The sequence below is a fragment of the Microbacterium sp. SYP-A9085 genome, assembly GCF_009649635.1.
Classification (GTDB): Bacteria; Actinomycetota; Actinomycetes; order Actinomycetales; family Microbacteriaceae; genus Microbacterium.
The window spans coordinates 132,832-147,527 of the sequence record NZ_WJII01000007.1 but is presented as its reverse complement, the minus strand read 5'-3'; the positions used below and the strand labels follow the sequence as shown (position 1 = coordinate 147,527).

General features: G+C 70.7%; 13 protein-coding genes. 3 read left to right on the top strand and 10 right to left on the bottom strand.

Annotation, left to right across the window (positions count from 1 at the left end):
• From zwf to pgl, 3 genes are read left to right on the top strand one after another with little or no spacing between them, the layout of a single operon-like run.
• On the top strand, positions 1-1,563 hold the full coding sequence (gene zwf, locus GH740_RS13345; RefSeq protein ID WP_153746579.1) for a glucose-6-phosphate dehydrogenase: 1,563 nt from the start codon (positions 1-3) through the stop codon (positions 1,561-1,563).
• Positions 1,560-2,513, top strand: a complete 954-nt coding sequence (locus GH740_RS13340) for a glucose-6-phosphate dehydrogenase assembly protein OpcA (RefSeq protein WP_153746578.1) — start codon at positions 1,560-1,562, stop codon at positions 2,511-2,513. The genes zwf and GH740_RS13340 overlap by 4 nt, the downstream gene beginning before the upstream one ends.
• Positions 2,506-3,309 (top strand): 6-phosphogluconolactonase, encoded by an 804-nt coding sequence (pgl, locus tag GH740_RS13335; RefSeq protein WP_153746577.1) that lies wholly within the window; start codon positions 2,506-2,508, stop codon positions 3,307-3,309. Before GH740_RS13340 ends, pgl begins: the two co-directional genes overlap by 8 nt.
• Before the next feature lie 9 nt (positions 3,310-3,318).
• On the opposite strand, the gene GH740_RS13330 is transcribed toward pgl, so the two are convergent.
• The 10 genes from GH740_RS13330 to uvrA form a co-directional block, all read right to left on the bottom strand.
• Positions 3,319-3,672 carry an RNA polymerase-binding protein RbpA gene (locus tag GH740_RS13330; protein WP_153746576.1) on the bottom strand — a complete coding sequence of 118 codons (354 nt, stop codon included), beginning with the start codon at positions 3,670-3,672 and terminating at the stop codon, positions 3,319-3,321.
• Between the two features lies 1 nt (position 3,673).
• Positions 3,674-3,922 (bottom strand): preprotein translocase subunit SecG, encoded by a 249-nt coding sequence (gene secG, locus GH740_RS13325; RefSeq protein ID WP_367641591.1) that lies wholly within the window; start codon positions 3,920-3,922, stop codon positions 3,674-3,676.
• A 95-nt stretch (positions 3,923-4,017) separates the two neighbouring features.
• A complete protein-coding gene (gene tpiA, locus GH740_RS13320; protein WP_153746575.1) occupies positions 4,018-4,827 on the bottom strand; it encodes a triose-phosphate isomerase in 810 nt (269 codons plus the stop codon).
• Positions 4,815-6,047, bottom strand: coding sequence for a phosphoglycerate kinase (pgk, locus tag GH740_RS13315; RefSeq protein ID WP_153746574.1), 1,233 nt, complete (start codon positions 6,045-6,047; stop codon positions 4,815-4,817). The genes tpiA and pgk overlap by 13 nt, the downstream gene beginning before the upstream one ends.
• A 6-nt stretch (positions 6,048-6,053) precedes the next feature.
• Positions 6,054-7,064 (bottom strand): type I glyceraldehyde-3-phosphate dehydrogenase, encoded by a 1,011-nt coding sequence (gene gap, locus GH740_RS13310; RefSeq protein WP_367641590.1) that lies wholly within the window; start codon positions 7,062-7,064, stop codon positions 6,054-6,056.
• A gap of 92 nt (positions 7,065-7,156) precedes the next feature.
• The gene (locus GH740_RS13305; RefSeq protein ID WP_153746572.1) at positions 7,157-7,783 is read right to left on the bottom strand and encodes a superoxide dismutase; all 627 of its coding nucleotides are present in this window, start codon (positions 7,781-7,783) and stop codon (positions 7,157-7,159) included.
• 130 nt (positions 7,784-7,913) lie between these two features.
• A complete protein-coding gene (gene whiA / locus GH740_RS13300) occupies positions 7,914-8,891 on the bottom strand; it encodes a DNA-binding protein WhiA (protein WP_367641589.1) in 978 nt (325 codons plus the stop codon).
• A gap of 49 nt (positions 8,892-8,940) precedes the next feature.
• Positions 8,941-9,825 (bottom strand): RNase adapter RapZ, encoded by an 885-nt coding sequence (gene rapZ / locus GH740_RS13295; RefSeq protein WP_153746570.1) that lies wholly within the window; start codon positions 9,823-9,825, stop codon positions 8,941-8,943.
• Positions 9,826-9,861: 36 nt separating this feature from the next.
• Positions 9,862-11,736 (bottom strand): excinuclease ABC subunit UvrC, encoded by a 1,875-nt coding sequence (uvrC, locus tag GH740_RS13290; RefSeq protein WP_153746569.1) that lies wholly within the window; start codon positions 11,734-11,736, stop codon positions 9,862-9,864.
• A gap of 10 nt (positions 11,737-11,746) precedes the next feature.
• Positions 11,747-14,647, bottom strand: a complete 2,901-nt coding sequence (uvrA, locus tag GH740_RS13285; RefSeq protein WP_367641588.1) for an excinuclease ABC subunit UvrA — start codon at positions 14,645-14,647, stop codon at positions 11,747-11,749.
• Between the last annotated feature and the right edge of the window lie 49 nt (positions 14,648-14,696).

The following is a 14,696-nucleotide window of genomic DNA, read 5'->3' as shown; positions in this document are numbered from 1 at the left end:
ATGACCGTGGAGATCACCCGGGACGCCAACCCCCTGCGTGACCCCGATGACCGCCGCATGAACCGGATCGCGGGACCCAGCGCCCTGGTGATCTTCGGCGTCACCGGCGACCTGTCCCGCAAGAAGCTGATGCCGGCGGTGTACGACCTCGCCAACCGCGGTCTGCTGCCACCCGGGTTCGCGCTGGTCGGGTTCGCCCGGCGCGACTGGGAGGACCAGGATTTCGCCCAGGTCGTGTACGACGCCATCAAGGCGCACGCCCGCACCGAGTTCCGCGAGGAGACCTGGCAGCAGCTGCTGCAGGGCATCCGGTTCGTGTCCGGAGAGTTCCACGACCCGGACGCGTTCCGCCGGCTCCGCGACACCGTCGAGCGCCTGGATGTCGAGCGCGGCACGATGGGCAACCACGCGTACTACCTGTCCATCCCGCCGAAGGCGTTCGCGACGGTCGCCGAGCAGCTGAAGAGCTCGGGGCTCGTCGACGACACGGCCGACCAGCCGGACCGCTGGCGCCGCGTCGTGATCGAGAAGCCGTTCGGGCACGACCTGGCCTCCGCGCGCGAACTCAACAGCGCGCTGCGCACCGCGTTCCCGGCGGATTCGATCTTCCGGATCGACCATTACCTGGGCAAGGAGACGGTCCAGAACATCCTGGCCCTGCGGTTCGCGAACGAGCTGTACGAGCCGATCTGGAACCGCAACTACGTCGACCACGTGCAGATCACGATGGCCGAGGACATCGGCGTCGGCGGACGCGCCGGCTACTACGACGGCATCGGCGCGGCCCGCGACGTCATCCAGAACCATCTGCTGCAGCTGCTCGCTCTGACCGCGATGGAGGAGCCCATCTCGTTCAACGCACGGGACTTGCGCACCGAGAAGGAGAAGGTGCTCGCCGCCGTCACGCTCCCCGAAGACCTGTCGCTGGCCACCGCCCGCGGGCAGTACGGCGGCGGCTGGCAGGGCGGCGAGAAGGTGCGCAGCTTCCTGCAGGAGGACGGCATGGACCCGCACTCCACGACCGAGACGTACGCCGCGATCAAGCTCGGCATCAACACGCGGCGCTGGGCGGACGTCCCGTTCTACCTGCGCACCGGCAAGCGACTCGGCCGCCGGGTCACCGAGATCGCGGTCGTGTTCAAGAAGGCCCCGGAGCACCTGTTCACCCGGTCGCAGACCTCCGGTCTCGGCCAGAACGCCCTCGTGATCCGGGTGCAGCCCGACGAGGGCGTCACGATCCGCTTCGGCTCGAAGGTGCCGGGCGCCGGCACGCAGGTGCGCGACGTCACGATGGACTTCGGGTACGGGCACGCGTTCACCGAGGCCAGCCCCGAGGCGTACGAACGTCTCATCCTCGACGTCCTGCTCGGCGACCCGCCGCTGTTCCCGCGGCACGAGGAAGTGGAGCTGAGCTGGAAGATCCTCGACCCGATCGAACAGCATTGGGCCGCGCTGGACGCGTCCGCGCACGGCCCGCTCGAGCAGTACACCCCCGGCGGCTGGGGTCCCCGCGCCGCCGACGAGCTGCTGGCCCGCGACGGCCGCACCTGGAGGCGTCCATGATCATCGACCTGCCCGACACCACGGTCAGCAGGATCGCGAAGGCGCTCGTCAGCGTGCGCGAGGAGGGCGGGGCCGTGGCCCTCGGCCGCGTGCTCACGCTGATCATCGTGGTGGGCCACGGCGCGGAGGAAGAGGTCATCGAGGCGGCCAACGACGCCTCCCGCGAGCATCCCATGCGCGTCATCGTGCTGATGAGCGATCCGCACGGCCCGGATGCCGGTGCCGAGCCGCGGCTGGACGCGGAGATCCGCGTGGGCGGCGACGCCGGCGCGAGCGAGGTCATCGTGCTGCGCGCGTACGGGGCCGCCGGCAACAACTCGGAGAGCCTGGTCACCGGGCTGCTGCTTCCGGACGCGCCGGTCGTGGCGTGGTGGCCGCGGGACACCCCCACGCAGCCCTCCCGGTCGTCGATCGGGCGGATAGCGCAGCGACGGATCACGGATGCCGCGACGCAGCCCGACCCCGAGGCGTGGGTCGCGGGGCTCGGCGATCACTACACGCCCGGCGACACCGACCTCGCGTGGACGCGTGTCACGCGCTGGCGCGAGCAGCTCGCGGCGGTTCTCGACCAGCCGCCATACGAGCCGGTGACGGCGGTGCAGGTGCGCGGCGCGGCCGACTCGCCGTCCACGGCGTTCCTGGCGGCGTGGCTGCGTCTCGCGCTGGACGCCCCGGTCGACTGGGAGTACGTCGACCCGGCCGAGTGGTCGCACGGCATCAAGTCGGTGCGGCTGATCCGACCCAGCGGCGACACGCTGCTGGAGCGTCCGCAGTCGGGCGTGGCGGTGCTCACGCAACCCGGCCAGCCGTCCCACGAGCTCGCGTTTCCGCGCCGCACGCTTCGGGAGTGCCTCGCGGAGGAGCTGCGGAGCCTGGATCCCGACCTGCTGTATGGTCGGGTGATCACCCAGGGGTGGACCCTTCTGGGGCGCGGAGGCGAGGATGGCTGAGAACGCCGGGGAGAAGCGGGTCGTCGTCCACGAGGACCCGAGCACGCTGGCCGCCGCCGTCGCCGCCCGGTTCTACGACCGTATCGGCAAGCGCACCCGGGCCGGCAAGACCGTGCACGTCGCGCTCACCGGCGGCGGGATGGGCACGGCGGTGCTGCGGGCGGCGGCCGCGCACCCGGACCGTGACCGGATCGACTGGTCGCTCGTGCACTTCTGGTGGGGCGACGAGCGGTTCGTGCCCGCCGACGACGTGGACCGCAACGACCGGGGCGCGGATGCCGCGCTGCTGGACCAGATAGCGGTCCCCGCGCCGAACGTGCACCGGATGGCGGCCAGCGACAGGGGCCTCACGATAGCGGCCGGCGCGGACGCGTACGCCGCCGAGCTCGCGGCCTTCGGGCCCACCGCCACCGCGGCGACCGGGTACATCACCGGGCCGTGGCCGTCGTTCGACATCTGCTTCCTCGGTGTGGGACCCGACGCGCACATAGCGTCGCTGTTCCCGGACCGGCCCGAGATCCGCATCACGGATCGCGCCGCCGTTCCGGTGCTGGACTCCCCGAAGCCTCCGCCGCAGCGGATCACGCTGACCCGCCCGGTGATCAACTCGTCCAAGCGGGTGTGGCTCGTGCTCGCGGGGACCGACAAGGCCTCCGCGCTCGGACTGGCCCTGGCCGGGGCGAGCTATCTCAGCGTTCCGGCCGCGGGCGCGAAGGGACGCCGCCGCACGGTGTTCTTCGTCGACAACGCCGCCGCGGCCCAGGTGCCGCCGGAGCTGATCGACGGCAGCTACTGAGCTCGCCGGCTACTGGCCGCGCCGCTCCCGCAGCTGCCGCAGGGCGTCCTGGAGCAGCGCCTCGGCCTCTTCGTCGGTGCGCCGTTCCTTCACATACGCGAGATGCGTCTTGTACGGCTCGGCCTTGGCCATCGCCGGCGGGTTCTGCTGGTCACGGCCGGCCGGCAGCCCCGAATGCGGCGAGTCGATGACATCCGGGATCTCCTCCTCGGCGATCCCGGCCGCGAAGTGACGGACCGTCTCGTTGCCCAGCGCATCCCAGTACGACACGGCGATGCGGTCGGCGTGGAAGCCGTGGTCCTGCTCGCCCATCGGACCGGCTCCCACGCGCGTGCCGCGGATCGCGCTTCCCCCCGTGGCCATCTCAGATGCCCTGCAGCTTCGTGAGCAGACCCAGCGCGACGATGGCGACGAACCAGGCCAGCGCGAGGACCACCGTGAACCTGTTGAGGTTGCGCTCGGCAAGGCCCGACGCGCCCACGGCCGAGGTCATGCCGCCGCCGAACATGTCCGACAGTCCCCCGCCGCGCCCCTTGTGGAGCAGGATCAGCAGAGTGAGCAGGAGGCTCGTGATGCCGAGCACCACCTGCAGGACGAACTCAAGGATTTCCACGCTTCGCGCCTTTCGCCTCGGCCGAGCGGCCGCACAGGGGTCAAGTATACGGGAGGGGGTGCGGCGGGATGGGTCACCCCGCCCCGCCGCAGTGCTCAGACCCCGACGTGCTTCTGGTAGCGGATGATCCCCGCGAACTCGTCGACGAGGAGGCTCGCTCCGCCGACCAGCGCGCCGTCCACGTCCGGTTCGCGCATGAATCCGGCGATGTTCCCGGACTTGACCGACCCGCCGTAGAGGATGCGGGTGCGATCGGCCGCGTCGCCGCCGATCGAGGACGCGACGACGTCGCGCAGCGTGCCGCACACGCCCTGCGCCTGCTCGGGGGTCGCCGGCTGGCCGGAGCCGATCGCCCATACCGGCTCGTACGCGACGACGATCTCGGCGCCCGCCGCGACACCGGCCAGTGCCGCGGTCAGCTGCGCGACCGGCACCGCGCTCGCGCCGTGCCGCTCGAGGTCCTCGGCTGTCTCGCCGACGCAGATCACGGGGATAACGCCGTGCCGCAGTGCCGCCGCCACCTTCGCGGCGACGACCTCGTCGGTCTCGCCGTGGTAGGCACGCCGCTCGGAGTGGCCGATGATGACGTACCGGCAGTCCAGCTTCGCCAGGAACCGGCCGGACACCTCGCCGGTGTACGCGCCCTCGTCGTGCGCGGACAGGTCCTGCGCGCCGAGTGCGAACGGGATCTTGTCCGCGTCGCGGAGCGTCTGCACCGTGCGGAGGTCGGTGAACGGTGGGAAGACGGCCACCTCGACGGAGTCCGTCTCGTGCCGGGCGTCCTTGAGCGTCCAGTGCAGCTTCTGCACGAGCGCGACCGCCTGCAGGTGGTCGAGGTTCATCTTCCAGTTGCCGGCGATCAGCGGCATCCGCCGCCCGGCGCCGCCGTCGTTCACTGCGCCCATCCGAGCACCTCCAGTCCGGGCAGCCTCTTGCCCTCCAAGAACTCCAGGCTCGCGCCGCCGCCGGTCGAGATGTGCCCGAACCGGTCGTCGGAGAAACCCAGCTGACGCACCGCGGCGGCGGAGTCTCCCCCGCCGACCACGGACAGTCCGTCGACCTCGGTCAGCGCCTGCGCGACGGTCTTCGTGCCCGCCGCGAACGCCGGCATCTCGAACACGCCCATCGGACCGTTCCAGAACACCGTCGCGCTGCTGCGGATCTCGTTCGCGAACGCCTCGGCCGTGCGCGGCCCGATGTCCAGGCCCAGTCCGGACGCGCCGAACGCGGTGTCCTCGAGCGCGTCGGCGTCGGCCACGACATGGTCGGCGTCGGCGGAGAAGGATGCCGCGACCACCGCATCCACGGGGAGGACGATCTCGACGCCCTTGTCCTTCGCCGTCGCCAGGTAGCCGCGGACGGTGTCCAGCTGGTCCTCTTCCAGCAGGCTCGCGCCCACCGGATGCCCCTGCGCGGCGAGGAATGTGAACATCATCCCGCCGCCGACCAGGAGCTTGTCCACGCGCGGCAGCAGGTGCGCGATGACGCCCAGTTTGTCGCTGACCTTCGAACCGCCGAGCACCACGGTGTACGGCCGTTGCGGGTTCTCGGTGAGCCGGTCCAGGACCTCCAGCTCCTTCGCGATGAGCAGCCCCGCCACGGAGGGCAGGATCTCGGCGAGGTCGTACACGCTGGCCTGCTTGCGGTGCACGACGCCGAAGCCGTCGGAGACGAGCGCGTCGCCGAGCGCCGCGAGCTTGTGCGCGAAGGCGCGCCGCTGGGCGTCGTCCTTCGCGGTCTCCCCGGCGTCGAAGCGGAGGTTCTCGATCACCGCGACGTCCCCGTCGCCGAGGGCGGCCACAGCGTCCCGGGCCGAGGGCCCGACGGTGTCGCGCGCGAAGGCGACGGGCTTGCCGAGCAGCTCGGACAGGCGCTGCGCGACCGGCGCCAGGCTGTACGCGGGATCCGGCGCACCGTCGGGACGGCCGAGGTGCGAGCAGACGACGACGCGGGCGCCCTGGTGGATGAGGGCGTTCAGCGTGGGCAGCGACGCGCGCACGCGGCCATCGTCCGTGATCCGTCCGTCCTGCAGCGGGACGTTCAGGTCGCAGCGGACGATGACCCGCGTGCCGGCGAGCGGGCCCCCGAGGCGTGCGGCGAGTGTGTCGAGGGTGCGCAGAGCCATGCGGACTCAGAGACGCTCGGCGACGTACTCGGTCAGGTCGACGAGCCGGTTGGAGTAGCCCCACTCGTTGTCGTACCAGCCCGAGACCTTGACGAGGTTGCCGCTGACGTTGGTCAGCTCCGCGTCGAAGACGCTGGAGTGCGGGTTCAGCTGGATGTCGCTGGAGACGATCGGGTCCTCGGTGTAGGCCAGGTAGCCCTTGAGCCGGCCGTCGGCGGCGGCGGCCCGGTACGCGGCGTTCACCTCATCGACGGTCAGGTCTTCGCGCTCGGCGACGACGGTGAGGTCGACGATCGAGCCGGTCGGCACCGGGACCCGGTACGACGAGCCGCTGAGCTTGCCGTTCAGCTCCGGCAGCACGAGGCCGATGGCCTTGGCGGCGCCGGTGGACGCGGGGACGATGTTGATCGCGGCGGCGCGGGCGCGACGCAGGTCCTTGTGCGGGCCGTCCTGCAGGTTCTGGTCGGCGGTGTAGGCGTGCGCGGTCATCATGAAGCCGCGCTCGATGCCGAATGCGTCGTTGAGGACCTTGGCGAGCGGCGCGAGGCAGTTCGTGGTGCACGACGCGTTGGAGAGCACGTTCATGGTGGCCGGGTCGTACGAGTCCTCGTTCACGCCCATCACGAAAGTGCCGTCGACGTCGGTGCCCGGCGCCGAGATGATGACCTTCTTCGCGCCGCCGGCGATGTGCTTCGCCGCGTCGGATGCCTTCGTGAACCGGCCGGTCGACTCGATCACGATGTCCACGCCCAGCTCGCCCCAGGGCAGGTTGGCGGGGTCGCGCTCCTCGAAGACCTTGATCGACTTCCCGCCGACCGTGATCGCGTCGCCGTCGTAGCTGACATCCTGGCCCAGCGGTCCGCCGACGGAGTCGTACGCGAGCAGGTGGGCGAGGGTCTTGTTGTCCGTGAGGTCGTTGACCGCGACGACGTCGAGGTCAGCACCCTGCGCGAGCGCGGCTCGGAGGAAATTGCGTCCGATACGGCCGAAGCCGTTGATTCCGATCTTGACGGTCACGGAATGTCTCCCAGGTATGTCATGCGCGAGTGCGCGGTTTTCAGGGAAGGACAACGGCGTCCCGACGGCTCCCATCGGGACGCCGTCACCGGCTATGACAGTACCAGCAGCCCTGAGGTCTTCTCGCGGGCGACGTCGAACCGTGACGCCACGTTCTGCCAGTTCGCGATGTTCCACACGGCCTTGATGTAGTCGGCCTTCACGTTGAGGTAGTCCAGGTAGAACGCGTGCTCCCACATGTCCAGCTGGAACAGCGGGATGGTGCCCTGGGCGGTGTTGCCCTGCTGGTCGAACAGCTGCTGGATGATCAGGCGCGCCCCGATCGGGTCCCAGCTGAGCACGGCCCACCCCGAACCCTGGATGCCGCTGGCGGCGGCGGTGAAGTGCGCCTGGAACTTGTCGAACCCGCCGAAGAACTCGTCGATGGCGGCCTTCAGCTCACCCTCGGGCTGTCCGCCGCCGTTGGGCGAGAGGTTGGTCCAGAAGATCGAGTGGTTGACGTGTCCGCCCAGGTTGAACGCGAGGTCCTTCTCGAGTTTGTTGACGTTGGCGAGGTCTCCGGCGTCGCGCGCCTCGGCGAGCTTGTCCAGAGCGGTGTTCGCGCCGGCGACATACGCCGCATGGTGCTTGTCGTGGTGCAGCTCCATGATCTTGCCGCTGATGTGCGGCTCGAGCGCTGCGTAATCGTACGGGAGGTCGGGCAACGTGTAGATCGCCATGTTCTCTTCTTCCTGTCGGCGCGGCGCCGAGGACGGAAGCGGTGTCGCTCCCTGGCGCAGCGAGGGTGACGCTCTCATCCTAGTGAGCGCGCGACAGGCGATGCAGGGCGGGGTCGGCCCTGGGATGCGGCTAGTCGATCTCCTCGGCCGGGACGGCGGACTCGGTGCCCGGGATGCCGTCGAGGTCGGCCTTCTTGTCGGCCATCGCCAGCAGCCGGCGGATGCGGCCGGCGACAGCGTCCTTCGTCAGCGCCGGGTCGGCGTGATGGCCGAGCTCGTCCAGGCTCGCGTCGCGGTGCGCCAGGCGCAGGCGTCCCGCCGCCAGCAGATGGTCGGGGACCTCGTCGCCGAGGATCTCCAGCGCCCGCTCCACGCGCGCGCACGCGGCGACGGCCGCCTGCGCGGACCGGCGCAGGTTGGCGTCGTCGAAGTTCACGAGCCGGTTCACGCCCGCCCGCACCTCGCGACGCTGCCGCATCTGGTCCCACGCCGCGGCGGCGCGTGCCGCGCCCATTGCGGCCAGCGCCGCCCGGATCGCCTCGCCGTCGCGGACGACCACGCGCGGGATGCCGCGGACCTCGCGGGCCTTGGCCGCGACGCCCAGCCGATGCGCGGCGCCGACCAGGGCCATCGCCGCCTCCGAGGAGGGGCAGGAGACCTCCAGCGCCGCCGACCGCCCGGGATCGCTGAGCGATCCGGCGGCGAGGAACGCGCCCCGCCACACGGCGGCCAGGTCGGGGCGGGAGCCGGTGGTGAGCCGGTTGGGCAGGCCGCGCACGGCACGCCGGCGCTGGTCGAGCAGGCCGGTCTGCCGGGCCAGCGTCTCCCCCGCCTCGATGACGCGGACGGCGAAGCGCGTTCCGCCGGAGGTCGCGCCGCCCTGCACCTGCACGAGTTCGGGCCGCACCCCGTACATGTCGACGAGCTCGCGGGCGGTGCGCCGGGCGAGCAGGTCGGAGTCGAGCTCCGCCTCCACGGCGACGCGGTTGGCGATCCAGTGCAGTCCGCCGGAGAACCGCAGCAGGGCCGTCAACTCGGCGACCCGCGCCGTCGGTCGCGGGTCTCGCAGGGCAATGAGCTCTGCTTTCACGTCGGCGGTCAGCGGCACGGGGCTCCTTCGAGATGAGTGAGGGGGACGGCCATCCAGCCTACCGGGGCTACTCTCGCCCCAGATCCCGGTGCACGACGCGCACGGCGACGCCGGGGACGTCGCGCAGCCGGGCGGCGAGCACCTCGGCGAGGGCGACGGAGCGGTGCTTTCCGCCGGTGCAGCCGAGGGCCAGGACGCTGTGCCGCTTGTTCTCCCGCTGGTACCCGTCCAGGACCGGACGCACCGCGGCGGTGTACGCGTCCAGGAACGCAGCCGCTCCCTGCTGGGCGAGCACGAAGTCGCGGACCGCGTCGTCCAGGCCGCTCAGGCCGCGCAGGCCGTCCTCCCAGTACGGGTTCGGCAGGAACCGCATGTCGGCGACCATGTCCGCGTCCACCGGCAGGCCGTACTTGAACCCGAAGCTGAGGATCGTGAGCGAATGGCGTGCGGAGTCGCTTTCGCTGAACAGCTCGACGACGTGGGTGGCGAGCTGGTGGATGTTGAGGTCCGTCGTGTCGATCACGAGGTCGGCGCTCTCGCGGATCGACGCGAGACGCTCCCGTTCGTGCCGGATGCCGTCGACGATGGTGCCCTCGCCCTGCAGCGGGTGGGGGCGGCGGACGGCTTCGTACCGCCGCACGAGCACGTCGTCGGAGGCATCCAGGAACACGACCCGCAGCTGCTGGCGCGCGCCGCGCAGGGCGCGGGTGATGTCGGGCAGCTGAGTGAAAAGGCTCCCGCCGCGCACGTCGACGACGGCGGCGACCCGGGGCAGAGTTCCGGCGGCGAGGCCGGAAAGGTCCAGGAGCGGCTTGAGCATCTGCGGCGGCAGATTGTCCACGACGTACCAGCCGAGGTCCTCGAGCGCGTTCGCGGCCGTCGACCGGCCGGCGCCGGACATGCCGGTCACGATAAGGATCTCGCCGGCCGCATCCTCTTCGATGTCCGCCATGAACCCCCCGTCCCTGTCGGGTCCACCCTATCGAGATCAGCGCGGCGGCTGTGTCAGATGCGCATGCACGGCCGCGGCGAGCGCCGGCCCGATGCCGGGCAGGCCCCGGATCTCCTCCGGGGTTGCTTCGCGCAGGGCCGCCACCGATCCGAAGTGGCGCAGCAGGGCGCGGATGCGCGCGGGGCCGAGCCCCGGCACCTCGGCGAGCACCGTCGTGATGTCGCGTTTGCGGCGCTTGCGCTGGTGCGTGATGGCGAACCGGTGCGCCTCGTCGCGCAGACGCTGCAGCAGGTACAGCGCCTCGGAGGTGCGCGGCAGGATTACCGGGAAGTCCTGGTCCGGAAGCCACACCTCCTCGAGGCGCTTGGCGATGCCGCACAGGGCTATCCCGGTGCGCCCGGAGGCCGCGAGGGCGCGGGCGGCGGCGGCCACCTGCGGCTGCCCGCCGTCGACGACGAGCAGCTGCGGCGGGTACGAGAACCGCCGCTTCGTGCCGTTGCCGCCCTCGGCCTCGGCCGGGTCGGGGTCGTCGAGGCGCGCGAGCCGGCGCAGCAGCACCTGGTTCATCGAGTCCGTGTCGTCGGTGGTGTCGGGGACAGTGAACGAGCGGTACTGGTCCTTGCGCGGCAGCCCGTCCTCGAACACCACCATCGACGCGACGACGTTCGTCCCGGACAGGTGCGAGATGTCGAAGCACTCGATGCGCAGCGGCGCCTCGGCGAGCCCGAGCGCCTCCTGCAGATCGGTGAGCGCCTGCGTGCGCGCCACGTAATCGCTGGTGCGCCGCATCTTGTGCAGCACGAGCGCCTGCTGCGCGTTCATCGTCGCGGTCTTCATCAGCTCGGCCTTGCGGCCGCGCTGCGCGACGGCGATCCTGACCTTCTTGCCGCGGCGCTCGCGCAGCCACGCCTCCAGCTCGACGGCGTCCTCCGGCAGCTGCGGCACGAGGATCTGCCGGGGGATGTCCTCGGATGCCGCGTCCCCGTACACGCGCTGGAGGACCTGGTCGACGAGGTCGGATCCGGAAATGTCCAGCTCCTTCTCGATCGTCGTGGCGCGGACCCCGCGCACGCGGCCGCCGCGGACGATGAACCGCTGCACGGCCGCCGACAGCTCGTCCTCGGCGATGCCGAAGAGGTCGGCGTCCATGTCCGGCGACAGCACGAGCGCGCTCTTGCTGAGCACCGCGTCGACGGCCTGCAGCTTGTCGCGGTAGACCGCCGCGGCCTCGTAGTCCATCGCCGCGGCCGCCTCCTGCATCCGGCGGGTGAGGTCCCTGCGGAACCGCTCATCGCCGCCGGACAGGAACGCGACGAAGTCGTCCACGATGGCCCGGTGCTCGGACACCGTCACCGTCATCGAGCACGGTCCCCCGCACCGGCCGATCTGGCCGGGGAAGCACGGCCGGCCCGTGGCCATCGCCTTCTTGTACGACGAGTCGCTGCAGGTGCGGATCGGGAACACCCGGATCATCAGGTCGATGGTGTCGTGGACCGCCCACACCTTCGGGTACGGGCCGAAGTACTTCGCGCCCTTGATCCGGTGGTTGCGGGTGACGATGACGCGCGGCGCCTCGTCGGCCATCGTCACCGCGAGGTACGGATACGACTTGTCGTCCTTGTAGCGGACGTTGAACGGCGGCTTGAACTCCTGGATCCACATGAACTCCAGCTGCAGCGCCTCGACGTCGCTGCCGACCACCGTCCATTCCACGGAGGCCGCGGTGGTCACCATGCGGCGGGTGCGCTCATGCAGCGTGTGCAGCGGCGCGAAGTAGTTCGACAGGCGGGCGCGCAGGCTCTTCGCCTTGCCGACGTAGAGGATCCGTCCCTCCCGGTCGCGGAACCGGTACACGCCGGGGGCGGTCGGGATCTCGCCCTGCTTGGGCTTGTACGGAAGCTGATCGGCCATCGACGCTCGCTCAGCCCGCCTTCCGCTGCCCGGCGACCCCGTCGAGGATCTCGGCGAGGAAAGCGCCGGTGTACGATCCCTCGGCGCGCGCGACCTGCTCGGGTGTCCCGGTGGCCACGACCATCCCGCCGCCGGACCCGCCCTCCGGGCCGAGGTCCACGATCCAGTCCGCCGACTTGATGACATCCAGGTTGTGCTCGATCACGATGACGGTGTTGCCCTTGTCGACGAGCCCGTTCAGCACCTCCAGCAGTCGTTGCACGTCCTCGAAGTGCAGGCCCGTGGTGGGTTCGTCCAGCACGTAGATCGACCGCCCGTTGGACCGGCGCTGCAGCTCCGTGGCGAGCTTCACACGCTGCGCCTCGCCGCCGGACAGCGTCGTCGCCGCCTGCCCGAGTCGCACGTAGCCGAGGCCGACGTCGACCAGGGTGCTCAGGTAGCGGTGGATGGCCTGGATCGGCTCGAAGAACTCCGCGGCCTCCGAGATCGGCATCTCCAGCACCTCGGCGATGTTCTTGCCCTTGTAGTGCACGGACAGCGTGTCGCGGTTGTACCGCTTGCCGTGGCAGACCTCGCAGTCCACGTACACGTCGGGCAGGAAGTTCATCTCGATCTTGATGGTGCCGTCGCCCGAGCACGCCTCGCAACGCCCGCCCTTGACGTTGAAGCTGAACCGGCCCGGCCGGTAGCCGCGGGCCTTCGCGTCCGGAGTCTCGCTGAAGAGGGTCCGGATGCGGTCGAACACGCCGGTGTACGTGGCCGGGTTCGACCGCGGCGTGCGGCCGATCGGCGCCTGGTCGACGTGGACGACCTTGTCGAGGTTGTCCAGGCCGGTGACCCGGGTGTGCTTGCCCGGCACGGTGCGGGCGCCGTTCAGCCGCGCGGCGAGCACCTGGTAGAGGATGTCGTTCACGAGCGACGACTTGCCCGACCCGCTGACGCCGGTCACCGCGGTGAACACGCCCAGCGGGAAGTCGACGGTCACATTGCGCAGGTTGTTCTCGCGGGCGCCCACCACGGACAGCTGGCGCTTCTTGTCGATCCGGCGGCGCCGCCGCGGGACCGCGATCTCCCGCCGGCCGGCGAGGTAGTCGCCGGTCACCGAGGCGCGCTCCTCCAGCAGCGCGGCCAGCGGGCCCGAGTGCACCACGGTGCCGCCGTCGACGCCCGCGCGCGGCCCGATGTCGACGATCCAGTCCGCCGCGTGGATGGTCTCCTCGTCGTGCTCGACGACGATGAGCGTGTTGCCGAGGTCGCGCAGCGTCAGCAGCGTCTCGATGAGCCGGCGGTTGTCGCGCTGGTGCAGGCCGATCGACGGCTCGTCCAGCACGTACAGGACCCCGGTCAGCCCGGAGCCGATCTGCGTGGCCAGCCGGATCCGCTGCGCCTCACCGCCGGACAGCGACCCGGCCGCGCGCCCGAGGTTCAGGTAGTTCAGGCCCACCTGGATGAGGAAGTCGAGCCGGACCCGGATCTCGCGCAGCACCTGCGCGGCGATCTTCGCCTCACGGTCGGTGAGCTGCAGCTTCGCGAAGTACTCCTGCGCCTCGGCCAGGCTCAGCCGCGACGCCTCCGCGATCGACCGGCCGTGCACCTTCACCGCGAGGACCTCGGGCTTGAGCCTGTTCCCGTCGCACACCGGGCACGGGACCTCGCGCAGGAACTGCGACCAGCGCTGCCGCTGCGTGTCGGACTCCGCCTGCAGGTACTGCCGTTCGATGTAGGGGACGACGCCTTCGAAACCCGACGTGTACCGCATCTCCCGCCCGTACCGGTTCTTCCACCGCACGGTGACCTTGAAGTTGTCGCCGTGCAGCACCGCGTCGGTGACGGCCTGCGGGAGCATCCGCCAGGGCGTGTCCAGCGAGAAGCCGAGGTCGTCGGCGAGCCCCTCCAGGAGGCGCTCGTAGTACTGGAACAGGCCCTTGCCCTGCGTGGTCCACGGGACGACCACGCCCTCCCGGAGGGAGAGCTCCTCGTCGCCCAGCATGAGCTCGACATCCACCGACATCCGGGTGCCCAGGCCCGAGCAGGCCGGGCAGGCGCCGAACGGCGCGTTGAACGAGAACGTCCGCGGCTCGATCTCGGTCAGCTGCAGCGGGTGGCCGTTCGGGCAGGCGAGCTTCTCCGAGAAGCTCTGCCACGCGGCGTGCCCGGACTCGTCCACGAAGTTCACCTGCATCACGCCGCCGGCAAGGCCCAGCGCGGTCTCGACGGAGTCGGTGACGCGCCCGAGGATGCCGGGGGCGGCGACGAGGCGGTCGACCACGACGGCGATGTCGTGCTTGTAGCTCTTCTTCAGCGCCGGCGGCTCGGCGAGTTGGACGAGATCGCCGTCGACGACGGCGCGCGCGTAGCCCTTGGCCGACAGCTCCTTGAAGAGGTCGACGAACTCGCCCTTCTTCTGCGTGACGACCGGCGCGACGATCTGGTACCGGGTGCGCTCGGGCAGGTCGACGAGCTGGTCGGCGATCTGCTGCACGGTCTGCCGCTGGATCACCTCGCCGCACTCCGGACAGTGCGGCACGCCGATGCGCGCCCACAGCAGGCGCATGTAGTCGTGGATCTCGGTGATGGTGCCGACCGTCGACCGCGGGTTGCGGTTCGTGGACTTCTGGTCGATCGAGACGGCGGGGCTCAGTCCCTCGATGAAGTCGACGTCGGGACGGTCGACCTGGCCGAGGAACTGACGGGCGTACGCACTCAGCGACTCGACGTAGCGGCGCTGGCCCTCCGCGAAGATGGTGTCGAACGCGAGGCTGGACTTCCCGGACCCGGAAAGCCCGGTGAACACGACGAGACTGTCGCGCGGGATGTCGAGGTCGACATTGCGCAGATTGTGCACACGGGCGCCGCGGACGCTGAGCTTTCCCGAGACGTTTCCAGGGCTGGCGACAGGGATGATGGGCACCGAACAAGTCTAGGTGGGGGCTCCGACACCCGGTCCGCGCCCGCTGTGT